General features: G+C 66.6%; 30 protein-coding genes, 1 tRNA gene and 1 other RNA gene. 24 read left to right on the top strand and 8 right to left on the bottom strand.

The window, feature by feature from the left end:
* Positions 1-13: 13 nt before the first annotated feature.
* Together IQ782_RS02745 and IQ782_RS02740 are read left to right on the top strand one after the other, a co-directional pair.
* Positions 14-214 carry a hypothetical protein gene (locus IQ782_RS02745; protein ID WP_194133056.1) on the top strand — a complete coding sequence of 67 codons (201 nt, stop codon included), beginning with the start codon at positions 14-16 and terminating at the stop codon, positions 212-214.
* Entirely contained in the window at positions 211-1,248 is a 1,038-nt protein-coding gene (locus tag IQ782_RS02740) for a site-specific integrase (protein ID WP_194133055.1), read from the top strand. Before IQ782_RS02745 ends, IQ782_RS02740 begins: the two co-directional genes overlap by 4 nt.
* Positions 1,249-1,361: 113 nt before the next feature.
* On the opposite strand, the gene IQ782_RS02735 is transcribed toward IQ782_RS02740, so the two are convergent.
* Positions 1,362-1,445: transfer RNA gene (locus IQ782_RS02735), tRNA-Leu, on the bottom strand.
* A 165-nt stretch (positions 1,446-1,610) separates the two neighbouring features.
* Between IQ782_RS02735 and IQ782_RS02730 the strand changes: the two genes are divergently transcribed.
* The 7 genes from IQ782_RS02730 (at position 1,611) to gap (ending at position 5,466) form a co-directional block, all read left to right on the top strand.
* A complete protein-coding gene (locus IQ782_RS02730) occupies positions 1,611-2,189 on the top strand; it encodes a YqaA family protein (RefSeq protein ID WP_194133054.1) in 579 nt (192 codons plus the stop codon).
* 4 nt (positions 2,190-2,193) lie between these two features.
* Positions 2,194-2,661, top strand: coding sequence for a disulfide bond formation protein B (locus IQ782_RS02725; protein WP_194133053.1), 468 nt, complete (start codon positions 2,194-2,196; stop codon positions 2,659-2,661).
* Positions 2,662-2,805: 144 nt separating this feature from the next.
* The gene (locus tag IQ782_RS02720) at positions 2,806-3,054 is read left to right on the top strand and encodes a PepSY domain-containing protein (protein ID WP_194133052.1); all 249 of its coding nucleotides are present in this window, start codon (positions 2,806-2,808) and stop codon (positions 3,052-3,054) included.
* Positions 3,055-3,119: 65 nt separating this feature from the next.
* Positions 3,120-3,671, top strand: a complete 552-nt coding sequence (locus IQ782_RS02715) for a cytochrome b/b6 domain-containing protein (RefSeq protein WP_338092536.1) — start codon at positions 3,120-3,122, stop codon at positions 3,669-3,671.
* A complete protein-coding gene (locus IQ782_RS02710) occupies positions 3,668-4,204 on the top strand; it encodes a helix-turn-helix transcriptional regulator (RefSeq protein WP_194133051.1) in 537 nt (178 codons plus the stop codon). The genes IQ782_RS02715 and IQ782_RS02710 overlap by 4 nt, the downstream gene beginning before the upstream one ends.
* A gap of 31 nt (positions 4,205-4,235) precedes the next feature.
* Positions 4,236-4,379, top strand: a complete 144-nt coding sequence (locus IQ782_RS02705) for a hypothetical protein (RefSeq protein ID WP_194133050.1) — start codon at positions 4,236-4,238, stop codon at positions 4,377-4,379.
* Between the two features lie 85 nt (positions 4,380-4,464).
* The gene (gene gap / locus IQ782_RS02700) at positions 4,465-5,466 is read left to right on the top strand and encodes a type I glyceraldehyde-3-phosphate dehydrogenase (RefSeq protein ID WP_194133049.1); all 1,002 of its coding nucleotides are present in this window, start codon (positions 4,465-4,467) and stop codon (positions 5,464-5,466) included.
* A 133-nt stretch (positions 5,467-5,599) separates the two neighbouring features.
* On the opposite strand, the gene IQ782_RS02695 is transcribed toward gap, so the two are convergent.
* Positions 5,600-5,869 carry a hypothetical protein gene (locus IQ782_RS02695; protein ID WP_194133048.1) on the bottom strand — a complete coding sequence of 90 codons (270 nt, stop codon included), beginning with the start codon at positions 5,867-5,869 and terminating at the stop codon, positions 5,600-5,602.
* A gap of 314 nt (positions 5,870-6,183) precedes the next feature.
* Between IQ782_RS02695 and IQ782_RS02690 the strand changes: the two genes are divergently transcribed.
* Positions 6,184-6,345 (top strand): glyceraldehyde-3-phosphate dehydrogenase, encoded by a 162-nt coding sequence (locus tag IQ782_RS02690; protein WP_194133047.1) that lies wholly within the window; start codon positions 6,184-6,186, stop codon positions 6,343-6,345.
* On the opposite strand, the gene coaD is transcribed toward IQ782_RS02690, so the two are convergent.
* The 3 genes from coaD to IQ782_RS02675 all read right to left on the bottom strand — a co-directional run bounded on the left by coaD (position 6,346) and on the right by IQ782_RS02675 (position 8,386).
* Entirely contained in the window at positions 6,346-6,843 is a 498-nt protein-coding gene (gene coaD / locus IQ782_RS02685) for a pantetheine-phosphate adenylyltransferase (protein ID WP_194133046.1), read from the bottom strand. It lies immediately after the preceding gene.
* A 103-nt stretch (positions 6,844-6,946) separates the two neighbouring features.
* Entirely contained in the window at positions 6,947-7,381 is a 435-nt protein-coding gene (locus IQ782_RS02680; protein WP_194133045.1) for a CBS domain-containing protein, read from the bottom strand.
* A gap of 108 nt (positions 7,382-7,489) precedes the next feature.
* Positions 7,490-8,386 carry a LysR family transcriptional regulator gene (locus IQ782_RS02675; RefSeq protein WP_194133044.1) on the bottom strand — a complete coding sequence of 299 codons (897 nt, stop codon included), beginning with the start codon at positions 8,384-8,386 and terminating at the stop codon, positions 7,490-7,492.
* A gap of 96 nt (positions 8,387-8,482) precedes the next feature.
* On the opposite strand from IQ782_RS02675, the gene IQ782_RS02670 reads away from it, so the two are divergent.
* The 10 genes from IQ782_RS02670 (at position 8,483) to IQ782_RS02625 (ending at position 16,418) form a co-directional block, all read left to right on the top strand.
* Positions 8,483-9,982: a CoA-acylating methylmalonate-semialdehyde dehydrogenase gene (locus tag IQ782_RS02670; protein WP_194133043.1), complete on the top strand. Its 1,500-nt coding sequence runs from the start codon at positions 8,483-8,485 to the stop codon at positions 9,980-9,982.
* 162 nt (positions 9,983-10,144) lie between these two features.
* Positions 10,145-10,564, top strand: a complete 420-nt coding sequence (locus tag IQ782_RS02665; RefSeq protein WP_194133042.1) for a hypothetical protein — start codon at positions 10,145-10,147, stop codon at positions 10,562-10,564.
* Positions 10,565-10,689: 125 nt separating this feature from the next.
* Positions 10,690-11,109: a hypothetical protein gene (locus IQ782_RS02660; RefSeq protein ID WP_194133041.1), complete on the top strand. Its 420-nt coding sequence runs from the start codon at positions 10,690-10,692 to the stop codon at positions 11,107-11,109.
* Positions 11,110-11,136: 27 nt separating this feature from the next.
* Positions 11,137-11,486, top strand: a transfer-messenger RNA (tmRNA) gene (gene ssrA / locus IQ782_RS02655).
* A 118-nt stretch (positions 11,487-11,604) separates the two neighbouring features.
* Positions 11,605-12,270, top strand: a complete 666-nt coding sequence (locus tag IQ782_RS02650; RefSeq protein ID WP_194133040.1) for a DUF1194 domain-containing protein — start codon at positions 11,605-11,607, stop codon at positions 12,268-12,270.
* Positions 12,271-12,312: 42 nt separating this feature from the next.
* Positions 12,313-13,563: a chromate efflux transporter gene (gene chrA, locus IQ782_RS02645; RefSeq protein ID WP_194133039.1), complete on the top strand. Its 1,251-nt coding sequence runs from the start codon at positions 12,313-12,315 to the stop codon at positions 13,561-13,563.
* A gap of 107 nt (positions 13,564-13,670) precedes the next feature.
* On the top strand, positions 13,671-14,141 hold the full coding sequence (locus IQ782_RS02640) for an SspB family protein (RefSeq protein WP_194133038.1): 471 nt from the start codon (positions 13,671-13,673) through the stop codon (positions 14,139-14,141).
* Positions 14,142-14,345: 204 nt separating this feature from the next.
* Positions 14,346-15,740 (top strand): class II fumarate hydratase, encoded by a 1,395-nt coding sequence (fumC, locus tag IQ782_RS02635; protein WP_194133037.1) that lies wholly within the window; start codon positions 14,346-14,348, stop codon positions 15,738-15,740.
* Positions 15,741-15,981: 241 nt separating this feature from the next.
* Positions 15,982-16,188 (top strand): DUF4169 family protein, encoded by a 207-nt coding sequence (locus IQ782_RS02630; protein WP_194133036.1) that lies wholly within the window; start codon positions 15,982-15,984, stop codon positions 16,186-16,188.
* Positions 16,185-16,418 (top strand): ribbon-helix-helix domain-containing protein, encoded by a 234-nt coding sequence (locus IQ782_RS02625; RefSeq protein WP_194133035.1) that lies wholly within the window; start codon positions 16,185-16,187, stop codon positions 16,416-16,418. Before IQ782_RS02630 ends, IQ782_RS02625 begins: the two co-directional genes overlap by 4 nt.
* Positions 16,419-17,055: 637 nt before the next feature.
* Here IQ782_RS02625 and guaB read toward each other — a convergent pair.
* The gene (gene guaB, locus IQ782_RS02620; RefSeq protein ID WP_194133034.1) at positions 17,056-18,504 is read right to left on the bottom strand and encodes an IMP dehydrogenase; all 1,449 of its coding nucleotides are present in this window, start codon (positions 18,502-18,504) and stop codon (positions 17,056-17,058) included.
* Positions 18,505-18,849: 345 nt separating this feature from the next.
* Between guaB and IQ782_RS02615 the strand changes: the two genes are divergently transcribed.
* Complete coding sequence (locus tag IQ782_RS02615) at positions 18,850-19,740, top strand: GNAT family N-acetyltransferase (RefSeq protein WP_240989030.1); 891 nt, start codon at positions 18,850-18,852, stop codon at positions 19,738-19,740.
* Positions 19,741-19,825: 85 nt separating this feature from the next.
* On the opposite strand, the gene IQ782_RS02610 is transcribed toward IQ782_RS02615, so the two are convergent.
* Together IQ782_RS02610 and IQ782_RS02605 are read right to left on the bottom strand one after the other, a co-directional pair.
* Positions 19,826-20,374, bottom strand: a complete 549-nt coding sequence (locus IQ782_RS02610) for a peptidylprolyl isomerase (protein ID WP_194133033.1) — start codon at positions 20,372-20,374, stop codon at positions 19,826-19,828.
* Positions 20,367-20,873, bottom strand: coding sequence for a peptidylprolyl isomerase (locus tag IQ782_RS02605; RefSeq protein WP_194133032.1), 507 nt, complete (start codon positions 20,871-20,873; stop codon positions 20,367-20,369). Before IQ782_RS02605 ends, IQ782_RS02610 begins: the two co-directional genes overlap by 8 nt.
* A 180-nt stretch (positions 20,874-21,053) precedes the next feature.
* Here IQ782_RS02605 and IQ782_RS02600 point away from each other — a divergent pair, with 180 nt between their 5' ends.
* The 3 genes from IQ782_RS02600 (at position 21,054) to pdhA (ending at position 24,118) form a co-directional block, all read left to right on the top strand.
* Positions 21,054-22,232, top strand: a complete 1,179-nt coding sequence (locus tag IQ782_RS02600; RefSeq protein ID WP_194133031.1) for a phosphoglycerate kinase — start codon at positions 21,054-21,056, stop codon at positions 22,230-22,232.
* A gap of 208 nt (positions 22,233-22,440) precedes the next feature.
* Complete coding sequence (locus IQ782_RS02595; RefSeq protein ID WP_194133030.1) at positions 22,441-22,740, top strand: FtsB family cell division protein; 300 nt, start codon at positions 22,441-22,443, stop codon at positions 22,738-22,740.
* Positions 22,741-23,095: 355 nt separating this feature from the next.
* Entirely contained in the window at positions 23,096-24,118 is a 1,023-nt protein-coding gene (gene pdhA / locus IQ782_RS02590) for a pyruvate dehydrogenase (acetyl-transferring) E1 component subunit alpha (protein ID WP_194133029.1), read from the top strand.
* The last annotated feature ends 12 nt before the right edge of the window (positions 24,119-24,130 follow it).

The raw sequence follows: 24,130 nt of genomic DNA, 5'->3' as shown, positions 1-24,130 counted from the left end.
AGGAACCGTAGGAATGAGCGTTCAGCTTGCCGTGAGGGACACCAGCGCCGCCCGCATGCTCGACATGCCAGCCGCCAAGTTCCGCGCCTTGGTAGACGCGGGCGCGCTGCCCGCGCCGGTCGTCATCGGCGATATGAAGAGATGGCGCGTCGACCAGATCGAAGCGATCTTGAAGGGCAACGCCGCCCTCCCGCATGAGGAATTTGAACTGTGAAGACGCCGAAGCCCCGCATCTCGAAACCTCGCCTCACGTGGCGATGGGTCCGCGGCAAGTGGGAACCCTATCACCGGGTCACCTGGACCGACGACGGCAAGCGCCGGAGCCGAGAAATCAAGCTCGACTGGAAGGAAGACCCGCAGGAGCTCGACCGCCTCTACTGGCTGGCGCAGGCCGGCCAGCATCAGGCTCAGGCGCGCCCTGCACAGTTCTCCTGGCGCGAATGCATCATCGCGTGGCGCAGCGATCCCACCATCCAGCAGAAGCTCGCGGATGGCACCAAGCGCAGCTACCGGCTTCCGATGGACGCGATCCTCGAGAAGAATGGCGGGAAGGACATGCGGAATACCACACGGCAGCAGGTCAGGGCCGCGCTCGGGAAGCTAGCCGACACGCCGAGGAAGGCCGCGCGCTACGCTCAGACGATTTCTCTGCTGTGGAACTACGCCGATAAGGAGCTCGACTGGCCGCTCGGGAAGAACCCGGCATCAGGTCTCGCGAAGTACAAGCCCGCCCGGGAGTATGAGGCTTGGCCTGACTGGATGGTAAAGAAGCTCGCGACAGCTCCTGAGAACGTGCAGATCGCCGCGGAGCTCATCCGGGGCACCGGCCAGCGACCGAGCGCCGCCATCAGCATGCGGCATGAACAGTTCAGCGGAGACTGGATGGAAGTTCTGGACGAGAAGGCGGACGAGATGTTCCCGGTATTCTGCCCACCCCGCCTCAGGTCGTTCGTCGGCGGGATTCGAAAACGCGGCGCACACATCCTAGCCAAAAACATCCGTGAGCCCGTGGGCTATGACGCGATCGAGAAATCATTCCGCAACTGGAGGAACGGGCTTGGCGAGCAGGCGCAGAAGTACACTCTGCACGGCCTGAGGAAGCTCGCGATCGTCGAGCTCGCCGAGGCGGGCGCCTCCGACGCCGAGATACAAGCAGTCACCGGGCAGAGCGCTCAGATGGTCGCCTACTACCGTGCCAGAGCGAACCGCAAAAAGCTTTCGCGCACGGCGCAGGAGCGCCGCAAGTGATGCGGAACAGAACGAAAACGAAACGAGAATGTGTGAACGGGGTGTGTGAACGGGCGATTTCTGGCGGCCTGTCCTGGCAGTAGGAAATCGCGGAAAGCCGAGTGATTTCAGCTTGGTACCCAAGGCCGGACTCGAACCGGCACGCCTTGCGGCGGGGGATTTTGAATCCCCTGCGTCTACCATTCCGCCACTTGGGCACTGGCCCCGATTTAGCGGCCCCGTCGCGCCGCGTAAAGCGGCAATCGTCATGGCCCTGCGTCACGCTGACGGAACTGTCAGGACAAAAGCCACACCAATGGCTTGCACCCCGCCGCACCGCATGCTTCCTGCGGGAGACACAACCGCCGGAGACCGACCCGCCGATGCTGCGCCGCCTCTACGACTGGACCATGTCGCTTGCCGATCACCCCAAGGCCCTCTGGGCGCTGGCAGCGGTCTCCTTCATCGAAGCCTCGGTTTTCCCGATCCCTCCCGACGTGCTGATGATCCCGATGATCCTCGCCGCGCCGCGCCGCGCCTGGCTGATTGCGCTGGTGGCCACCGCCGCATCGGTGGTCGGCGGTTTGTTCGGCTACGGCATCGGGCATTTCTTCTTCGACAGCATTGGCCGGCCGATCCTCGAGTCCCTGGGCAAGGCCGACTCGATGGAAGCCTTCAACGCACGGTTCAACGGTGTCGGCTTCTGGGCGGTGCTGATCGCCGGCATCACCCCCTTCCCGTTCAAGGTGATCACCATCATGTCGGGCTGGACCGCGATGCCGCTTGGCATCTTCGTCACCACCGCCGTCGTCGCGCGCGCCTTCCGCTTCTTCATCGTCGCGGCGCTGCTGCGCGCCTTCGGTGCGCCGATCCGGGATTTCATCGAAAATCGTCTCGGACTGGTGTTTACTGTCTTCGTGCTGCTGCTCGCCGGCGGCTTCTTCCTGGTGAAATACCTCTGAGACCATGACCGACCTGCGCAAATTCCTCATCCTGATCGCCGCCGGCGGATCGGCCGCCGTGCTGCTCGGCGCCATCGGCTCGCAATACATCGGCGGGCTCGCCCCGTGTCACCTGTGCATCCTGCAGCGCTGGCCGCACGCGGCGGCGGTGCTGATCGGCGCGCTGGCGCTGGCCTTCCGGGCGCGGATCCTGCCGCTGCTCGGCGCGCTCGCGGCACTGATCACCACGGGGATCGGCGTCTATCACGCAGGCGTCGAGCGCGGCTGGTGGGAAGGCCCGACCACCTGCACGTCCGGACCGGTGGGCGGCATGTCCACCGACGACCTGCTCAACCAGATCATGAACGCGCCGCTGGTGCGCTGCGACGAGGTCGCCTGGCAGTTCCTCGGCCTGTCGATGGCAAGCTGGAACGCGGTGATCTCGCTCGGTCTCGCCCTGGTCTGGATCGCCGCCTGGCGGCGCACCGCCTGATCCGCCAGCGGCGGAATTCCCGTCCCAACCAAAGTTGCAGGGGGCGCAATCTGCCCCCTGCGGTGCATGGCGAGCCCGCCTGCCCCACGTCAGATCGGTCTTCGAGGCGCGGATGACCCGCCCTCCCATACAGGAGACCCTTCGATGACCTATCGCTTTCTGACCTCTGGCCTCGTCGCCGTCCTGCTGACCACCGGCGCCGCCTTTGCCTCCCCCGAAATCCCCGAACAGACCCAGGCCCAGGTGCGCGAGAAGCTCACCGCCGAGGGCTACGAGGTGCGCCGCATCGACAGCGAGGATGGTCTGATCGAGGTCTACGCGATGAAGGACGGCAAGAAGTTCGAGATCTACCTCGACGACAGCCTGAAGATCGTCCGCAGCAAGTCCGAGTGATGCCGCCCGGCCCCGCCCCGGCGCGGGGCCGCCGCGCCCTCCTGCCCAGACCGAGGACCTCGCCGATGCAAGACCACATGTCCCGCCATTTCATCTGGGATCCGCTGCTGCGGATCTTCCACTGGAGCCTGGTGACTCTCTTTGCCGCCAACGCGCTGTTCGACAGCCCCGAGACAAAGCTGCACCGCTGGATCGGCTATGCGATCGCCGGGCTGATCGCGCTGCGGCTCATCTGGGGGTTCGTCGGCCCCTATTCCGCGCGGTTCGCCAGCTTCGTGCCCACCCGCACCGGGCTTGCCCGGCAGGTCACCGACATGGCCACCGGCCGCCGCCGCGTGCACCTGCTGCACACACCGCTCGGCGCGCTGATGATCTTCAACCTGCTGCTCACCCTCTGCGGGATCATCGCCAGCGGCTGGATGATGACCACAAATGCCTATTGGGGCGTCGCCTGGGTCCAAGAGATGCACGAGGCGCTGGTCACCTGGGCCGAGGTCTCGGTGGTGCTGCACATCGGCGCGGTGCTGTGGGAGAGCCGCCGCACCGGGGTAAATTTGCCCAAGGCGATGGTCACGGGTGTCAAATGCGTGCCGGATGACGCAAAGATCGAGGCATGACGCCGCAGACCGCCGACCGCCCGCTCATCCTCACCCTTCTGATCGCCGTGCAGTCGCTCTGCACGGCCTTCTTCGTGATCGACGTGGTCTTCGACGCCACCGAGGCGGGCTGGAACCCGATGACCGATCCCGGGGCCTTTCTCGAGGGCAGCATGGTGCTGTGCCTTGCCGCCGCGGTCTGGGTCGAGCTGCGCTTCCTGCTCAAGCTGCTGCGCCACAACGCCCATCTCGAACGTCAGGTCTCGCTGGCCACCGGCGCCTTTCACGAGATCGTCGAGGCGCAGTTCTCGGCCTGGGGGCTGACAGGATCGGAGCGCGACGTGGCGATGTTCACGCTCAAGGGGATGACCATCCCAGAGATCGCCGCGCTGCGCGGCTCGGCCGAGGGCACGGTGAAATCGCACCTCAACGCCATCTACCGCAAGGCCGGCGTATCGGGGCGCGGGGCGCTGCTGTCGCTGTTCATCGAAGAGCTGATGACCGGAAGCGCCGCCGACGCGCCGCCTGCCCCGGCCGTTGCAGAAGACAGGTGACAGAACCCCAAGGCTCTGGCATCACGAGAAAATGACCAATCGCATCGCCCTCTGGCTCGGAGCCCTGCTGATCCTCGCAATCGCGCTGGATGTCACGCTCTATGACAGCCGTCATCTCGTCCTGCTCGGCCGCAAGATTTTCATTCTGCTCGATTGGATGGCATTTTGGCGGTGAGCGCTAACAGTCCATGTATTGACTTGCTCCACGTATCCTGTTGACCTCTGGACAACCCAAGACTCTCGGACAGCGAGGAGACATCATGACCGTCAAGGTAGCGATCAACGGCTTCGGCCGCATCGGGCGCAACGTGCTGCGCGCAATCATCGAATCTGGCCGCACCGACATCGAGGTCGTGGCGATCAACGATCTCGGCCCGGTCGAGACCAACGCCCACCTGTTGCAATTCGACAGTGTGCACGGCCGCTTCCCGCATAAGGTCAGCGTGTCCGGCGACACCATCGATGCGGGCCGCGGTCCGATCAAGGTGACCGCCGAGCGCAATCCGGCCGACCTGCCCTGGGCGCATGTCGACGTGGTGATGGAATGCACCGGCATCTTCACCGACCGCGAGAAGGCCGCCGCGCACCTGGCCAATGGCGCGAGCCGCGTGCTGGTCTCCGCGCCCTCCGCCGGGGCCGACAAGACCATCGTCTACGGGGTGAACGACGACACGCTGACCAAGGACGACCTCGTGGTCTCGAACGCCTCCTGCACCACCAACTGCCTGTCGCCCGTCGCCAAGGTGCTGCATGACACCGTCGGCATCAAGAAGGGCTTCATGACGACCATCCACAGCTACACCGGCGATCAGCCGACGCTGGACACGATGCACAAGGACCTCTACCGCGCCCGCGCAGCGGCGCTGTCGATGATCCCGACCTCGACCGGCGCGGCCAAGGCCGTCGGCCTCGTGCTGCCCGAGCTCAACGGCAAGCTGGACGGCGTGGCGATCCGCGTGCCCACCCCGAACGTCTCGGTCGTGGACCTGGTGTTCGAGGCCGAGCGCGAAACCACGGTGGAAGAGATCAACGACGCCATCCGCGTCGCGGCCAACGGCAAGCTCAGCGGCATCCTCGGCTACACCGACAAGAAGAACGTCTCGATCGACTTCAACCACGACTCGCACAGCTCGATCTTCCACACCGACCAGACCAAGGTGATGGAAGGCACGATGGTGCGCATTCTGTCGTGGTACGACAACGAATGGGGCTTCTCGAACCGCATGTCCGACACCGCCGTGGCGATGGGCAAGCTGATCTGAGGATCAGCGGCCCGGCGCTGGCTGGATCGACGTGACCATGAGAGGCGGGGCGCTTTGCCCCGCCTCTTGTTTTCCGCCAGGGCGTTTCGGCCCGCGCCGTATTGCCTGCACCGCCTTGCCTTCCCTGCTGCCTCTAATCCGCTTCATCCGCCGCCGCGCCGTCGCGCACGATGCCAAGCGCCGCGCCGTAGCCCTCCGCCGCCACCAACCCGAGAGGCCGCGCCCGAGGCGTGACCTGCGAGAGCAAGGCAAGCGGCAAGGTCTGCGTGGTGACAGGCACCGGCGGCGGCAGCGGGCGCGGCGGCGCCTCCGCCCCCGGTTCGCCCCCCGCTGCGGCCCGCCCGGGGGCCGGTCGCGGGCGACTGGGTCTGGCAAAGCCTGCAAGGTCGCGTGGAATCTCCATCGCTTGTCTCCCTTCTGGCACGGATCCGGCCGCGCTTTTGCAGCGGCCGCGGCGGGCGCAACGCGCCCTCCTGTCCGGATCAGGGTTAATCGACATTGGTTTACAAAGCCTTGCCCGGCCCGTGTCCGGGCCATGCATCCCGTGCAAGGCGGCTCTGGAAAACCGTCAATTGTGCTGCATCGCGGCGAGGCCTAAGTTAGCGCCAACGACGACAGACCCGTCGCCGCCTTCACGACCCCGGTTTTCACACAGACCAATCCGCCGATGCGGCGCCTTCCCGATGGAGGCGTCCCCCGATGAAATGGAACAAAGCCATGACCAAAGCCATCAATGCCGTCCGTGACACCTTCGCCCGCCGCTTCGCCTATCACCGCACCCGGCAGGCGCTGATGTCGCTGCCGATGCGTACGCGCATCGATTGCGACCTGATCGGCCGCGAGGACGAAACCGCCCGCGCCGCCGTCTACGGCCGCTGATCAGACCTTCTCGAAGCGCGCCTTCAGCGCTTCGTTCACGGTGGGCGTGACGAATTTGCTTACGTCGCCGTTCAGCCGCGCGATCTCCTTCACCAGCTTGGACGCGATCGCCTGATGCCGGGCCTCGGCCATCAGGAAGACGGTCTCGATGCTGGTGTCGAGCGCGCGGTTCATCCCGACCATCTGGAATTCATACTCGAAATCCGCGACGGCGCGCAGACCGCGGATGATGATCTGCGCCCCGACGTCGCGGGCGCAGTCGATCAGCAGGTTCTCGAAAGGATGCGGGATGATCTCGGTCCCCGTCTCCTGAGACAGCTCGGCGCATTCCATCTCGATCATCGCCACGCGCTCTTCGAGCGTGAAGAGCGGGCCCTTGTCGCGGTTGATCGCGACGCCGATCACCAGCCGGTCCACCAGCGCCGATGCCCGGCGGATGATGTCCATATGGCCCAAGGTGATCGGATCAAAGGTGCCGGGATAAAGGCCGATGCGCATGAGGTCCTCCAGGGTCGCCAGCGGGGGCATGTTCGGCGCACGCAACGATATTGCGCTCCGGAATGCAACCCCGAAACCGGCTCTCCTCGCGGAGAGAAGGGCCTCAGAAGCCCATGATCATGCCCTGAAGCGCGTCCTTCTCCATCGCCAGTTCGGCGATCTGCGCCTTCACCACGTCACCGATCGAGATGATCCCGACCAGCATGCCATCTTCGACCACGGGCATGTGGCGGAACCGCCCCTCGGTCATCCGGGCGAGCACCACGTTGGTGTCCTCGTCGCGGGTGCAGACCTGAAGTTTGCGGGTCATCAGATCCTCGCAGCTCAGGCCGAGCACGGATGCGCCCTGCGCGGCCAGCGCGCGCACGATGTCGCGCTCTGAAAGGATCCCCAGCGGCCTCTGCCCGTCGTCCGAGATCACCACCCCGCCGATGCGACGCTCGCTCAGCACCTGTGCGGCATCGGCAACGCTGCTCTTGGGGGTGACGGTGACCACGCCATCGTCGGACTTGTCCTTGAGAATCTGTTGTACCTGCATGCGGCTTTCCTCCTAAGCGCTGCTGAGACTCACAAGCGTCCGCCCGTCGGCATCTTCTGTCAACAGCAACCTCCGGTCGTGGCCCGCGCCGCCCGAGGCCCGCCGATGCTATGCCGCCGCTTCGAGCGCCGCGAGTTCGCCGCGCACAGCCTCGGCCAGAAGCGCTGCGAATCCGTTAAGCCGCGCATGCCGCCGGTCATCGGCGTGGCGCACCAGGTAGAAACTCCGGGTCAGCGAGACCTCCTCGGGCAGAACCCGGCGCAGCCCCGGCGCCGCGGGCAGCGCGAAATCATGCACGATCCCGAGACCCGCCCCGAGCCGCAGCCAGTGGAATTGCACCGCCACGGAGTTTGACGCCAGCCGCACCCGCTCGAGACCCAGATCGCTGAGATAGTCGAGTTCGCGGTCGAAGATCATGTCGGGGATGTAGCCGACGATGCGGTGGCCCTGCAGATCGGCGCGCGCGCGGATCGGCGGATGCTTGGCAAGATAGTGTTCCGAGGCCGCGAGATGCAGCCGGTAGTCCGAGATCTTCTGCACCACCAACCGCCCCGCGGTCGGAGCCGAGACCGCAATCGCCATGTCAGCCTCGCGCCGCGACAGGTTCACCACCCGCGGCAGCGAAACGATCTGCAGGTCGAGCCCCGGGTTGGTCTCGGCAATCCGCGCGCAGACCTGCGGCAGCAGGAAGTTGGCGCAGCCGTCCGGCGCGCCGATGCGGATCTGCCCGGCGAATCCTTCTGACGAGCCCATCAGCGCCTGCGCGCCCTGCCCCAGTGCGGCCTCGGCGCTCTCGGCATGGACCAGCAGCCGCGCGCCCGCCTCGCTCAGGGTGTAGCCCTGCGGCGACTTGGCAAAGAGCGGATGACCAAGCGCCTGCTCGAGCCGCGCCACGCGCCGCCCCACGGTCGCCGGATCCATGCGCAGCACACGCCCGGCGGCCGACAGGCTCTCTCCCCGCGCGACGGCGAGGAAAATCCGCAAATCATCCCAGTTCTCGCGCATTTCGCACCTGTATTTTTGCAAAACATCTTTGCCGAAATACCCCTGTTCGCTGCATTTCCGCAAGGCTACTGTTTCGGCCAACAGAAGGAGGCTCCCATGCAGGAACTTACGCATTTCATCAACGGCGCACATGTGAAGGGCACGTCCGGCCGCTTCACCGAGATCTTCAACCCCGCCACCGGCGAGGTTCAGGCCAAGGTGCCACTGGCGACCGTCGAAGAGCTGAACGACGCCGTGGCCAAGGCCGCCGAGGCGCAGAAGGTCTGGGGCGCGACCAACCCGCAGCGCCGCGCCCGCGTGATGATGAAGTTCGGCGCGCTGATCAACGAGCACATGGACGAGCTGGCCGAACTGGTCAGCCGCGAGCACGGCAAGACCCTGCCCGACGGGCGCGGTGACGTGCAGCGCGGCCTCGAGGTGGTCGAGGTCTGCATGGGCGCGCCGCACATGCTCAAGGGCGAATTCACCGATGACGGCGGCCCGGGCATCGACCTCTACTCGATGCGCCAGCCGCTCGGCGTGGTCGCGGGCATCACCCCGTTCAACTTCCCGGCGATGATTCCGCTGTGGAAGATGGCCCCGGCGCTGGTCGCTGGCAACGCGATGATCCTCAAGCCCTCCGAGCGCTGCCCTTCGACCTCGCTGCGACTGGCCGAGCTGATCACCGAGGCCGGGCTGCCCGCGGGCGTCCTGCAGGTGATCAACGGTGACAAGGAAGTGGTGGACGCGATCCTCGACAACGAGACCGTGCAGGCCGTCGGCTTCGTCGGCTCGACGCCGATCGCCCAGTACATCTACGGCCGCGCCGCCACCAACGGCAAGCGCGCGCAGTGCTTCGGCGGCGCCAAGAACCACATGATCATCATGCCCGACGCCGACCTCGACAAGGCCGCCGACGCGCTGGTGGGCGCCGGTTACGGCGCCGCGGGCGAACGCTGCATGGCGATCTCGGTCGCCGTGCCGGTGGGCGCGGAAACCGCCGATGCGCTGATCGAGAAGCTGGTGCCGCGCATCGAGAAGCTGAAGGTCGGCCCTTACACCGCCGGCGAGGACGTGGACTACGGCCCGGTGATCACCGCCGCCGCCAAGGCACGGATCAACGGGCTTGTCACCAAGGGTGTCGAACAGGGCGCGACCCTTGTCATGGACGGCCGCGACTTCTCGTTGCAGGGCTACGAGGACGGTTTCTTCGTCGGCCCGTCGCTGTTCGACAACGTCACCCCGGACATGGATATCTACAAGGAAGAGATCTTCGGCCCGGTACTGAGCACCGTGCGCGCGGGCTCTTACGAAGAGGCGCTCGAACTGGTGATCGACAACCCCTACGGCAACGGCACGGCGATCTACACCGCCGATGGCGACACCGCGCGCGACTTCGCGCACCGGGTGAACGTGGGCATGGTCGGCATCAACTTCCCGATCCCGGTGCCGCTGTCCTATCACACCTTCGGCGGCTGGAAGAAATCGGCCTTCGGCGATCTCAACCAGTACGGGCCGGACGCCTTCCGTTTCTACACCAAGACCAAGACCGTCACGGCGCGCTGGTTCTCGGGTATCAAGGAAGGTGGCGAGTTCAACTTCAAGGCGATGGACTGACCATCTGCCGCCGACAGACGTTCAGGCCGTCCCGGACCCCCGGGGCGGCCTTTTCGTTTGCAGGCAGATATTTGCCCGATCAAACATGTATCTGAGACTCATCGTTGACCTCATGGTCCGTCGGCAGCAAAGGTTTGATACAACTCAATAAATCATGACGTCATGCCCATCACGTTTCGTATCCTCCAGAAATACGGCCTTGTCTACGTCCGCTACGAAGGCCGCGCCCGGCTTACCGATACGACCGCGGCTTTCGCGGAATATGTGGCCCATCCCAATTTCCGGCCCGGCCAGAAACAATTGGTCGACCTTTCCGCGCTGACCGGCTGGGACGGAGATTTCCTCGAGCTCATGAAAATTCAGGCCATGAAGATCGAAGCGCTCGCATCCGCCGGGATCCAGACGATGTTGGTCTATTATGCCCCCACGCCCATCGGCTTTGAACTCAGCCAGCTGGCGCTGAAGTCCTGGGACGGGCTCGATGGGCTGGTTGCCCTGGTCCAGCAGAGCGAACTGGGCTGCCTCACCCTGCTCGGGACTCCCGAGACAAGTTTCGCGCAATTGCTAGAAAATGCGGGGTGATTTCCCTTCCGCGAAGTCACTTCACCCGAACTGTCGCGTTGGCGACATACCATTTGACAGAGCCATCCGGAAATAGCACATGAGTCGAAGACGCAGGAGAAATTTTGCCCTTCGGAGGTGTCTATATGTCGGGAGAATTCAGGATATTTGCCGAGCGTGGCTTGGTTTACTTGAATTTTTCCGGAGAGACCCACATCGACGAGTGCCTGGAAACCCTGACGCAACTCGCCAAGGCACCGGAATGGCGCCCGCAATATGGGCTGCTGGTCGATAACTCCCGGGTCACCACCTACCACGGCGACTTTCCGGACATGCAGCGCTTCGGCGAAAAACTCGAAGGCATCTGGGCTTTTGCGGAATGCACGATCCGGGTCGCCTATTACTCTCCCTCGGACCTCTCTTTCGGCGTTGCGCGCATGGCGCAGCAGGTGCTCGCCAAGCGCCTGCCGCTCGACATTCACGTGTTCCGCGATGAGGCCGGCGCCCTCGCCCTGCTCGGCCAGGCCGAAACACAGCTGTCGGAGCTGTTCGCCACCACCGCGTGAGAGAAGCACGCGGCAAGGCACAGATGAGCCATTGAAAGCGCCGGACGGCCAGCCTATATGAGGGATGTTCCGCAAGGAACTATGGGCATAAACGCGCATGGAATAAACGGATCGGACCCGGGGGCGGTACCCGGCGGCTCCACCAATAAACCCTTGTTGGGGGTTCATGGGGCCGAAATAGGATCGACGAACGCGTAAAGATGTAGCTTTGTCCCGGTGAGATACCACCGTTATCGGTTCATAAAGCATAATTGCCAACAACAATCGTGCTCCGGTTGCTCTGGCTGCGTAAGCAGTCCGAAAAACCGAACTTTAAGCCCTTGGGCCTAGCAGCTTAAGGCGGGGTTCGCAGGTACCTGGCAACAGAAACCTGCACTTCCTTCCCCTCGACAGTTCCCACTTCACGGATCTCGCTTCCGCGACAATCAGCCTCTGGGCCTGCCCTCCGCCTCAGCACGATTGACCGAAGGTCAACTGCCTGCCAGCATATTCAGCATGGCCCCCGCACCCGTTGCCAGTGTCGCCCTGTTCGCCGCGCTTTGCGCCGCGCCGGTCCGCGCCTGCGAAACCGCGCTCTTGCTGGCCATGGACGTCTCGAACTCCATCGACCCCGCCGAGTACGCCATCCAGGCCGAGGGGCTTGCGCAGGCATTGCGCGACCCCGAAATTGCCGCGCTCATGGTCGAGGACCGGATCGCGCTGGCGGTGCTGCAATGGTCCGGCCCCGCCCACCAGGCGCTCACACTCGACTGGACGCAGATCACCGAACCTGCCGAGCTGACCCGCTTCGCCGAGGCCGCCGAGCGCATGCAGAGGGCCTTTGTGCTTTCCGACACCGCGCCCGGAGCCGCGCTGACCGCTGCGCTCGACGCCATGGAAGCCGCCCCCTCCTGCACGCGGCGGGTGATCGACATCTCGGGCGATGGCACGCCGAACTCCGGCCCTTCCGCGTCGGCGGCGCGGGTGCGGGCCGAGCGCATGGGGGTCACGGTGAACGGGCTGGCGATCGAGGGACCAGGACATGGGTTGCCGGTCAGCAACTACTACCGCCAGGTGCTGATCACCCGCGACGGCTTCGTGATGACCGCCCGCAGCCACCAGGGCTTCGCCGAAACGCTGCGCCGCAAGATCCTGCGCGAGCTCGCGCGCGTGCTTGGCTGAACCGACATGGAACCGTCACAGACGCCGGTGCAAATGCCTGCCATGACGTCGCTTTCCCAACTCTTCCTCACCTTCCTGCGCATCGGCCTGCTGAGCTTCGGCGGCCCCGCCGCGCAGATCGCCCTGCTGCACCGCGAGATCGTCGAGGATCGCGGATGGCTGACCGAACGCCAGTACCTTCAGGCGCTGTCCTTCTGCATGCTGCTGCCCGGCCCCGAGGCCATGCAGCTTGCCACATGGGTCGGCTGGCGCCTGCGCGGCACGCTTGGCGGGCTGATCGCGGGCGGGCTGTTCGTGCTGCCCGGCGCGCTGGTCATCGCAGGGCTCGCCTTGGCCTACGCCAGTTTCGGCGCGCGCCCCGAGGTGACGGGGCTGATGCTTGGCGTCAAGGCGACGGTGATCGCCCTGGTGGCACAGGCGCTGCTGCGACTGGGGCGCAAGGTGCTGACCCGCCGCGGCGCGCCGCTGATTGCCCTCGCCGCCTTCGCCGCGCTCTATGTGCTGCACCTGCCCTTTCCGCTGGTCGTCGGCGCGGCCGCGCTGGTCGGCTGGCTGGGCACCCCTGCGACCCCGGCCGGAGAGCTGCACCCGGTCCCCGCCCCGGTCACCGACCGGCTCTGGGTCTGGCCGCTCTGGGTGGGTCTTTGGTTCGCGCCGATGGTGCTGGCCGCGCTGGCCGGGCAAGACCTGCTCTACGACATCGGCATGCTGTTCTCGAAACTGGCGGTCTTCTCCTTCGGCGGTGCCTACGCGGTGCTTGCCTGGCTGGCGCAGGAGGCCGTCACCGCGCGCGGCTGGCTCGAGCCTGCGCAGATGGCCGACGCGCTGGGTCTGGCCGAGACCACCCCCGGCCCGCTGATCCTCGTGACCCAGTTCGTCGGCATGATCACCGGATTCGCCGCCGGCGGCTGGCCGCTGGCACTTGCGGCCGGAGCCATGGTCCTCTGGGTCACGTTCATCCCGTGTTTCCTGTGGATCTTTGCCTTTGCGCCACATCTGGAACGGCTGCTCGCCCGGCCCCGGCTACAGGCCATGCTCGACGCCATCACAGCCGCGGTGCTTGGCGTCATCGCCAATCTGGCGCTGTGGTTCGCCCTGCACGTGCTCTTCGCCGAAACGCGGATGCCGAGTTTCGGCCCCATCGCGCCGGAACTGCCCGTCCTCGCCAGCCTCCAGCCCGTCGCCCTTGCGCTCACGCTTCTTGCGGCGCTGTTGTTGGGTCCGCTGCGCCGTTCGGTACCGCTGACCCTTGCCGTCACGGCACTCTCCTCATACGCAGTAAGTCTTTATTAAAATTTAACTTTCCACGAATATGCCGCAGCACGGTATTTTTCCGCCATGTCCCCTTTTCCTCGCCGCCAAATCTAATATGGTGAAACGAAAGCGACGAGGAGCAGCCAATGCCCGGCGGCATCGACTATGGCAATCTCATGCACCGCGCCATGCGCGGGCTCATCAACGACGTGCTGGTAGGGGTTCAGGAGACTGGCCTTCCCGGAGACCACCACTTCTTCATAACCTTCGACACGCAGCATCCCGACGTGGAACTGGCAGACTGGCTCTCGGACCGCTACCCCGGCGAGATGACCGTGGTCATGCAACACTGGTACGAAGACCTCGAGGTGACCGAGGACGGCTTCGCCGTGACGCTCAACTTCGGTGACGCGCCGGAGCGGCTCTACATCCCCTACGACTCGATCAAGACCTTCGTCGATCCCTCGGTCGAATTCGGCCTGCGCTTCGAGACGCACGAGGAAGAGGATGAGGACGACGACGAGCCGACCCCGCCCGAGGGCGGTCCGGACGACAGCCCCCGCGCACCGGTCAAGCAGGACGCCGAGGTGGTCCGCCTCGATTCCTTCCGCAAGTGACCTGCCGGGGCCTCTGCCCCGAAGCTCCGCGATCCGCGCGCCGGTGCCCTCCAGCCCCGGCGCGTTTGCGTTTTCACTGCGACAGCCAACGAAATCTCCGCGGTGTCGCTGCGCTAACACCCCATTCGCCAGCCGCTTGCCCGTTGCCCCCGGCACGCGACGCGGCTAAACGGCACACAATGGTATGCTTTGCAGGAGGCACAGATGGCCAACACCCGCACCGAGACCGACAGCTTCGGCCCGCTTGAGGTTCCCGCCGACAAGTACTGGGGTGCCCAGACCCAGCGGTCGATCATGAACTTCCCGATCGGCTGGGAGAAGCAGCCGGTTCCGATTATCCGCGCGCTCGGCGTGGTGAAACAGGCCTGCGCCATGGCCAACAAGGAACTGGGCACGATGGAGGCCAAGGTCGCCGACGCGATCATCGCCGCCGCCGGTGAGGTCATCGAGGGCAAGTTCGACGACAACTTCCCGCTGGTGGTCTGGCAGACCGGCTCGGGCACCCAGTCGAACATGAACGCGAACGAGGTGATCTCGAACCGCGCCATCGAGATGCTGGGCGGCGAGATGGGCTCGAAGAAGCCCGTGCACCCCAACGACCACTGCAACATGGGCCAGTCGTCCAACGACACCTTCCCGACCGCCATGCACGTGGCCATCGCCATGCAGGCGCGCGACGTGCTGCTGCCCGGCCTGCGCAAGCTGCACGCCGCGCTCGAGGCGAAGTCCGAAGAGTTCAAGGACATCATCAAGATCGGCCGCACCCACACGCAGGACGCCACCCCGCTGACGCTGGGCCAGGAGTTCGGCGGCTACACCCACCAGGTGAAAAAGGGCATCGAGCGCGTCGAGGCCTGCCTTGGCGACATCTACGAGCTGGCGCAGGGCGGCACCGCCGTCGGCACCGGTCTCAACACCCAGAAGGGCTGGGCCGAGATGGTTGCCGCCAACATGGCGCAGATCACCGACCTGCCCTTCGTCACCGCCCCCAACAAGTTCGAGGCGCTCGCCGCGCATGACGCGATGGTCATGTTCTCTGGCGCGCTGAAGACCGTGGCGGCCTCGCTGTTCAAGATCGCCAACGACATGCGCCTCTTGGGCTCGGGCCCGCGCTCGGGTCTCGGCGAGCTGATCCTGCCCGAGAACGAGCCCGGCTCGTCGATCATGCCCGGCAAGGTCAACCCGACCCAGGCCGAGGCGCTGACCATGGTCTGCGCCCATGTCATGGGCAATGACGCCGCCGTCGGTTTCGCCGGCAGCCAGGGTCACTTCGAGCTCAACGTCTACAACCCGATGATGAGCTACAACGTGCTGCAGTCGATGCAGCTGCTCGGCGACAGCGCCTCGGCCTTCACCGACAACATGGTCGTCGGCACCCAGGCGAACGTGGCGCGCATCGACAAGCTGATGAAGGAATCGCTGATGCTGGTGACGGCGCTGGCCCCGACCATCGGCTACGACAACGCCACCAAGGTCGCCAAGACCGCGCATAAGAACGGCACCACGCTGAAGGAAGAGGCGATCGCGCTCGGCTTCGTCGACGAGGAAACCTTCGACCGCATCGTGCGCCCCGAGGACATGATCGGCCCGAAAGGCTGAGCCCTCGCAAGAAGACCACGAGAAGCGGGGCCCGCACGGCCCCGCTTTTCTTTTGCGCAGCGACCGACGGGCTTTGCGATGGCCAGCGTATCACCCGTGTGGATGCCCGCCCCGGCCCGCGACACATCCCCGATCGCGCCATCCCCCCAAAGGCCAAGCGCGGCATCCACACGCGCGGGCCGCACCGAAATCCGCCGCCGGCCCATTGCCGCCCGCGCCGGCCACGCTATTCTCCGCCCCCATGAGCAATGTCATCAACCTCAACCGGTTCCGCAAGGATCGCGCCCGCGCCGAGAAGCGCGCGCAGGCCGATGAGAACGCCGCGCGCCACGGGCGGAGCAAGGCCGAAAAGCAGCGTGAGGCGACCGAGGCGGCAAAAACCGCGCGCGATCTCGACGGCCACAGGCTGGAGGCGGGCGACACCCCCGACCCGACGCCCAAGCGATGACCGGACGCCCGATCAAACATTCGCTCACCATCCGCGGCCACCGCACCTCGGTGTCGCTGGAAGCGCCGTTCTGGGACGAATTCCGCCGCATCGCCGAGGCCGAGGGCAAGACGCTGAACGCGCTCGCCACCGAGATCGACACCCGCCGCGGCGTGGACGCCGGGCTCGCCTCGGCGATCCGCGTGCATGTGCTCGAACATCTCCGCGCCCGGCTCGACGCGCAGCGCTGACACGCAGCGGCTTCTTCTCTTTGCAAATACGCCGGGGGTGAATTCGCCGCAGGCGAAGCGGGGGCAGCGCCCCCCTGCTCCGCCGCTATTTTCCGGCGTACGGCCAGACAGCAGCGGGACCGAGGCAGTCCAAGGGTGTCTCGCGACGGCAGCGCATGTCGATCTGCACGGCACGCTGCAGCCGCTGCGCGATAGACGCAGCGCGATGCGCTTGAATGTCACCAAGGCGGACCGCGCGGAACCTGAGCCATGCTCTCCGCGCAAAAGGCAGGCAAGAAGGCAAAGCCGTCGCCGATGAAGGACCTTGGGACCCCGTGGGATTCTTTCCGCGCGAGGGTCCCACCGCCGTCAGCACGCTGAAAAGGGCGACATCTCGCCCATTCTTGACGCCCCCTTGTCGCGCCGAACTAAGGCACAGACGAGGGCGCAGACGAAACTCCGGCGCGCAAATGCGCCGCACCTCGGCGCCGCCCCGAGAAACGCATCAGGCGCATCGGTTCGCGTGACAGTTCATCTGCGTCTGTATCAGCCAAGGCCCCGATGCACTGTCCGGCTCCGGGAAGGACCAGCCCTTCGTGCGCGAGAAGACCCGAGCGGGAAAGCGCCCGGGTCTTTTCGTTTTTCAGAAGATCATCGCTCAACCGATCCGGTAGTTCGGCGACTCGCGGGTGATCTGCACGTCGTGCACGTGGCTCTCCGACAGGCCGGCGTTGGTGATGCGCACGAACTGGCAGTTGCGCCGCATCTCCTCGACCGTGGCATTGCCGGTATAGCCCATGGCGGCGCGCAGGCCGCCGACGAGCTGGTGGATCACCGCGCCGGCCGCGCCCTTGTAGGGCACCTGGCCCTCGATGCCCTCTGGGACCAGCTTGTCGCTCGCCGCATCCTTCTGGAAGTAGCGGTCGGCCGAGCCGCGCGCCATGGCGCCAAGGCTGCCCATGCCGCGATAGGCCTTGAACGAGCGGCCCTGGTAGAGGATCACCTCGCCCGGACTCTCGTCGGTGCCGGCGATCATGCTGCCGACCATGGCGCAGGACGCCCCGGCAGCGATGGCCTTGGCGAAATCGCCCGAGAACTTGATGCCGCCATCCGCGATGATCGGCACGTCGCCCGCCGCCTTGGCGCAATCCATGATCGCGGTGAGCTGCGGCACGCCGACCCCGGCGACCATGCGCGTGGTGCAGATCGAGCCCGGCCCGATGCCGACCTTGACCGCATCGGCCCCGGCATCGATCAGCGCGCGGGTGGCGTCCCCGGTCGCGACGTTGCCGGCAATGACCTGCACCTGGTTCGAAAGCGCCTTGGCACGGGCCACGGCGTCGATCACCCCGGCGCTGTGGCCGTGGGCGGTGTCGATCACCACGATGTCGACGCCCGCGTCGATCAGCGCCGAGGTGCGCTCGAAGCCCGCATCGCCCACGCCGGTCGCCGCGGCCACGCGCAGGCGGCCCAGCTCGTCCTTGCAGGCGGTGGGGTTGAGCACGGCCTTCTCGGTGTCCTTCAGGGTCAGCAGCCCGGTCAGCTTGCCCTGCGCGTCGGTGACCAGCAGCTTCTCGATCCGGCGCGCCTTCATCAGGCTGATCGCCTCGTCGCGGTCGGCGGGCTCGCGCAGGATGGCGAGGTTCTCCGAGGTCATCATCACCCGCACCGGCGTGTCCGGCTTCTGCGCGAAGCGCATGTCGCGGTTGGTGACGATGCCGACGACGCGGTGCTGGTCATCGATCACCGGGAAGCCGGTAAAGCCGTAGCGCTCGGTCAGCGCCTGCGCGTCGGCCAGCGTCTGGTCGGGGGTGAGCGTCACAGGGTTGTAGACGATGCCGCTCTCGAAGCGCTTCACCCGGCGCACTTCCTGCGCCTGGCGCTCGACGTCGAGGTTCTTGTGGATGACCCCGATGCCACCGGCCTGCGCCATGGTGATCGCCATGCGCGCCTCGGTGACCGTGTCCATGGCCGAGGACAGCAGCGGGATGTTGAGCGCGATGCTCTTGGTCACGCGGGTGCGCGTGTCGGCCGTGGACGGCAGAACGCTGGATGCTGCGGGCAACAGCAGAACATCGTCGAAGGTAAAGGCCTCGCGAATCTCCATGGGGGCGGCTCCTTGGGAGGGTATCGGTTGGCACGTCCCTATTGCACGGATGATCGGCGGGGGAAAGACCCCTCGGGCCAACGTTTGTTCGGCGCGGCCCGGAGGCCGCGGCCAGAGGGGGCTCCGCCCCCGCCCTGCGGGCTCCCCCGGGATATTTGCGCCTAGAAGAAGGGGTCTAGAGCAACGCCTCGGCGAGCGCGAGCAGGGCAAAGGGCACGGAAAGGACAAGCGCGACGAGCAGTGCCGCGGCGCGGGTCGGGCGGGGCCGAGGGGCGTGAACGGGCGGGCGGCGGCGCGAAGCGGACATGGCCGCAGTTAACCACGTGCTCAGCTTATGAGTGGTAAATGCGCAGCATGACGGACCTGCCCCTCCCCCTGCCGCAATCACCGGAATACGCCCGTGCCTGCGCGGTGCTGGGGATCACCTGCCGGGTCGGCGAGGACATGCTGCCCGGCGCTGCGGCGCTGCGCTGGCAGCTCCAGACGCGGCGCCTGCCGCTCGTCGGGACGGTGTCGCTGCTCTCGCGCGGCCCGGTCGCGGCGCAGCCCGCGGATGCCGAGAGCTGGCTGCGCGAATGGCGCATGGCGGAGCCTTTGGTGCTGAACGCCGACGGGCTCTCCGGCGCGGCGCTGCGCCGCGCGGGGTTCTGGCCGCTGCTCACCCCCGCCACGCTGGCGCTGGTGCCGCTCGGCCCGGAGACGGAGATGCGCGCGGCGCTGCGGCAGAAATGGCGCAACCGCCTGGCGCGCGGCGCGCGGGGAAATCTGGCGCTGCGCCGCATGCCCCTGCAGGGCGCGCACTGGCTGCTGGGTGCCGAGGCGGCCCAGGCGCGCGCGCGCCGCTACCGCAACCTGCCGCCGGCCTTCCTTGCCGCCTTCGCCAAGGCCAACCCCGGTGCCGCGCTGATCTGGGAGGCACGGCAGGGCGGCACCCCGGTGGCCGCCATCGCGGTGCTGCGCCATGGGCGCATGGCAAGCTGGACCACCGGCGTCGCAACAGCGCAGGGCCGTGCCGCCAACGCGATGCCCCTGCTGCTGTGGGAGGCGATGCGCTGGCTGGCCGCGCGCGGTCACGATCAGCTCGATCTCGGCATTCTCAACGACGATGACGCGCCCGGCGTCACCCGTTTCAAGCTCGGCACCGGCGCGCGGCCGCATCGGCTCGGCGGCACATGGCTGCGCTGCCGCGCCCTTGCGCCGCTCGCCCGCCACCTGCCGAAAGGGCTGGCCACCTGACGGCGGCCAGCCCTTCTTCTCTTTTGAAATACGCCGGGGTGAGGCGCGCAGCGCCGAGGGGCGGAGCCCCTGACCGGCGCACGCCTCACTCGGTCGGGGTGACCTTCACCATCATGTCGGGCTTGCCGACCACGGCGCCGTTCGGCCCGGTGCCGCGCTTGATCGCGTCGATCACCTCGATGCCCGAGGTCACCTCGCCCACCGCGGTATAGTCGCCGTTGAGATGCGGCGCCGCGGCAAACATGATGAAGAACTGCGAGTTGGCCGAATCCGGATTCTGCGAGCGGGCCATGCCCACCACGCCGCGCGCGAAGGGCTTGTCCGAGAACTCCGCCGGCAGGTCCGGCAGGTCGGAGCCGCCCATGCCCGCCATGCGGATGTCGCCGCCGTCGCGCGCGAACTGCACGTCGCCGGTCTGCGCCATGAAGCCCTCGATCACGCGGTGGAAGTACACCCCGTCGTAATCGCCCGACTTGGCCAGCTCGGTCAGCCGTGCGGCGTGCTGCGGGGCAACATCGTCATAGAGCTCGATGTGGAAGGTGCCATTGGCCCCCTCGCCCGCGACCTCGACGTCAAGCCCCGCCGCCAACGCGGGCGAGGCGAGCACCGACAGCAGCAGCGCCAGCTTACGCATCGGATGCCACCTTCACCGAGATCATCCGGTCGGGCTCGGCAGGCGGCTCGCCGCGGGTGATCGCATCGACATGCTCCATGCCCTCGATGACGCGGCCGTAGACGGTGTACTGGCCGTTGAGGAAATGGTTGTCCTTGAAGTTGATGAAGAACTGCGAGTTGGCCGAGTTCGGGTTCATCGAGCGCGCCGCGCCAAGCGTGCCGCGGTCATGCGGCAGGCGCGAGAATTCCGCGGGCAGGTCGGGCAGCTGCGAGCCGCCGGTGCCGGCGCGGCGCAGGTTGAAGCCGTCTTCCATGTCGCCATGCTCGACGTCGCCGGTCTGCGCCATGAAACCGTCGATCACGCGGTGGAAGCAGACGTTGTCATATTCGCCCGCACGCGCCAGTTCCTTCATGCGCTCGGCGTGCTGCGGTGCCACGTCGGGCAGCAGTTCGATGGTGACGGTGCCGCCCTTCAGCTCGATGAGGATGGTGTTTTCCGGGTCTTTGATCTCGGCCATGACGATACTCCCTATGGCGTGACTTGCGCGAGATTTAGTCCGACCGGGCGCGAATGCCAAGATCCGCCGCCCGCCGGTGCGCGCCGGTCCCGCGTCCGCCGCGGCGCCGGGGCTGGCGCATTGACCTTGCGCGCGGCTCGGGGCAGACCTTTGCGCAAGCAAGACATCAGGAGGACCGAAATGGCCTGGAAGACCCTCGACGACATGGAACTGGCCGGCAAGCGCGTGCTCACCCGTGTCGACATCAACGTGCCGGTGGATGGCGGCGTGGTGACCGACGCGACGCGGATCGAGCGCGTGGCCCCCACCGTGCAGGATATCCTGTCGCGCGGCGGCACCCCCGTGCTGCTGGCGCATTTCGGCCGCCCCAAGGGCAGCGTCGTGCCCGAGATGTCGCTGAAGATGCTGGTGCCCGCGCTCGAGGCCGCCTTTGGCACGACGGTGAACTTCGCCACGCTGGACGAGGCTGCCGCGGTGATCGGCGCCTGCGCCGAGGGCCAGGTCGTGCTGCTGGAGAACACCCGTTTCGAGCCCGGCGAAGAGAAGAACGACGCCGAGCTCGCCAAGCGCTACGCGGCGCTCGGCGACATCTACTGCAACGACGCCTTCTCGGCGGCGCATCGTGCCCATGCCTCGACCGCGGCGCTGGCGCATCTGCTGCCGTCCTGCGCCGGCCGCCTGATGCAGGCCGAGCTCGAGGCACTCGAGGCCGCGCTCGGCGCGCCCAAGCGCCCGGTGCTGGCGGTGGTCGGCGGCGCCAAGGTCTCGACCAAGCTCGACCTGCTGGGCAACCTCGTGGAAAAGGTCGACATGCTGGTGATCGGCGGCGGCATGGCCAACACCTTCCTCGCCGCCCAGGGTGTCGACGTGGGCAAATCGCTCTGCGAGCACGAGATGACCGGCACCGCGAAGCAGATCGCCGAAAAGGCCGCCGCGGCGGGCTGCGAGATCATCCTGCCGCGCGACGTGGTGGTGGCGCGCGAATTCCGCGAGAACGCGCCCTCTGAGGTGGTGCCCGCGGAAAGCTGCCCGGCCGACGCGATGATCCTCGACGCCGGCCCCGAGAGCGTCGCCCATGTCGAGCAGGCCATTGCCCGCGCCGAGACGCTGATCTGGAACGGCCCGCTCGGTGCCTTCGAGATCGCCCCCTTCGACGCGGCGACCAATGCCGCGGCGAAATTCGCCGCCAAGCGCACCGCGCGCGGCGAGCTGGTCTCGGTGGCCGGAGGCGGCGACACGGTGGCGGCGCTGAACAAGGCCGGTGCCGCGGACGACTTCACCTATATCTCCACCGCCGGCGGCGCCTTCCTCGAGTGGATGGAGGGCAAGACCCTGCCCGGCGTCGCCGCGCTCGGCTGACCACATCGAACCGATCGGCCCGCTCGGCGGGCCGATCGGCCACAATCAGCGGGCAATCGCAGAGAAACTCCAGCAAGCATCGCCGCGGGGGATTTCCATGCGTCCCGCGCTGTGGCAGGGTTTCCCCGACGTCGGACGCATCCCCGCGCAAAGAGGGATCCCGGCGCCGAGCAGAGCACACGGCAGACAGGCATCAGGACCCACGCAGATGACAGGCAGACGCAAACCGGCCTTCGGCGGCCTTGTTTTCGCGGTGATCACCCTCAGCCTGTCGGGCTATTTCACCTTTGCCGCCGTGCAGGGCGATTACGGGCTTTTCCGCCGCGCCGAGATCGAGGTGGAGGCCGACCGCCTCGCCTCGGAGCTTGCCTCGATCAACACCGAGGTGGCGCATATGGAAAACGTCACCCTGCGCCTCTCGGACGAGTATCTCGATCTCGACCTGCTCGATCAGCAGGCGCGCGACGTGCTCGGCATGATCCGCTCGGACGAGATCGTCGTGCGCTGAGCGCGGCGCCAGCGCTCCCCCCCTCCTTTCCGGCCTTGCCGCGCGCCTGCCTGCGCCGCAGGGGCTCCGCCCCCGCACGCCGCTGCGCGCCGTGCTCCCCCGGCGTATTTTCGAAGAGAAGAAGCGCGCGGGCCAGGCCTGCCGCTTCTTCTCTTTCCAAATACGCGCCGCGGCACCGGCTCATCGGGCGCGGCGCCTGCACGGCGCGCGAACGGCGGTCTTCCGCCTTCGGCTTGCCCCTGCGTCGCCGCGCGCCATTTTTTGACAAAACAGCCGTCCCGGCCCTTTGACACTCTGGCGTGGGCGATTTACTGTGGAAGAAAGTTTAACACTAAACTAGTTGGGAGGAGTCCCCATGGCCGCCCGGAAACCATCCGCCAAGCCGAACGTCTCGCCCGAGGAGCTCAAGCAATACTATCATGACATGCTGCTCATCCGCCGCTTCGAAGAGAAGGCGGGTCAGCTGTATGGCATGGGGCTCATCGGCGGGTTCTGCCACCTCTACATCGGCCAGGAAGCCGTTGTCGTCGGCCTCGAGGCCGCGGCCAGCGAGGGGGACAAGCGCATCACCTCCTACCGCGACCACGGGCACATGCTCGCCTGCGGCATGGACCCGAACGGGGTGATGGCCGAGCTCACCGGCCGCGAGGGCGGCTACTCCAAGGGCAAGGGCGGCTCGATGCACATGTTCAGCCGCGAGAAGCATTTCTACGGCGGCCACGGCATCGTCGGCGCGCAGGTGCCGCTCGGCGCCGGCCTCGCCTTCGCCGACGCCTACCTCGGCAATGACCGCGTGACCTTCGCCTACTTCGGCGACGGCGCGGCCAACCAGGGCCAGGTCTACGAGACCTTCAACATGGCCTCGATCTGGAAGCTGCCGGTGATCTTCGTCATCGAGAACAACCAGTACGCCATGGGCACCGCCCAGAAGCGCTCGACCTCGACCGAGGAAATCTACACCCGCGGCGCGCCCTACGGCATCCCCGGCGAGCTGGTCGACGGCATGGACGTGCTGGCGGTCAAGGAAGCCGGCGAGAAGGCCGTGGCGCATTGCCGCGCCGGCAAGGGCCCCTACATCCTCGAAGTGAAGACCTACCGCTACCGCGGCCACTCGATGTCGGACCCGGCGAAGTACCGGACCCGCGAGGAAGTGCAGAAGATGCGCGACGAGCGTGACCCGATCCAGAGCGTGCGCGACCTGCTGCTGCAGGGCAAGCATGCCACCGAGGACGACCTCAAGGCGATCGACAAGAACATCAAGGACATCGTGAACGCCTCGGCGGAGTTCTCGAAGGAGAGCCCGGAGCCGGCGCTCGAGGAACTCTGGACCGACATCTACGCCGACGAAGTGCCGCAAGGCGACGCGGTAGAGGCCTGAGGCAGAAGGACT

It is taken from the genome of Salipiger mangrovisoli (assembly GCF_015223355.1).
Taxonomy (GTDB): Bacteria; Pseudomonadota; Alphaproteobacteria; order Rhodobacterales; family Rhodobacteraceae; genus Salipiger; species Salipiger mangrovisoli.
Note: the sequence above shows the minus strand (reverse complement) of the source record. Positions and strands in the feature narration are given on the sequence as shown.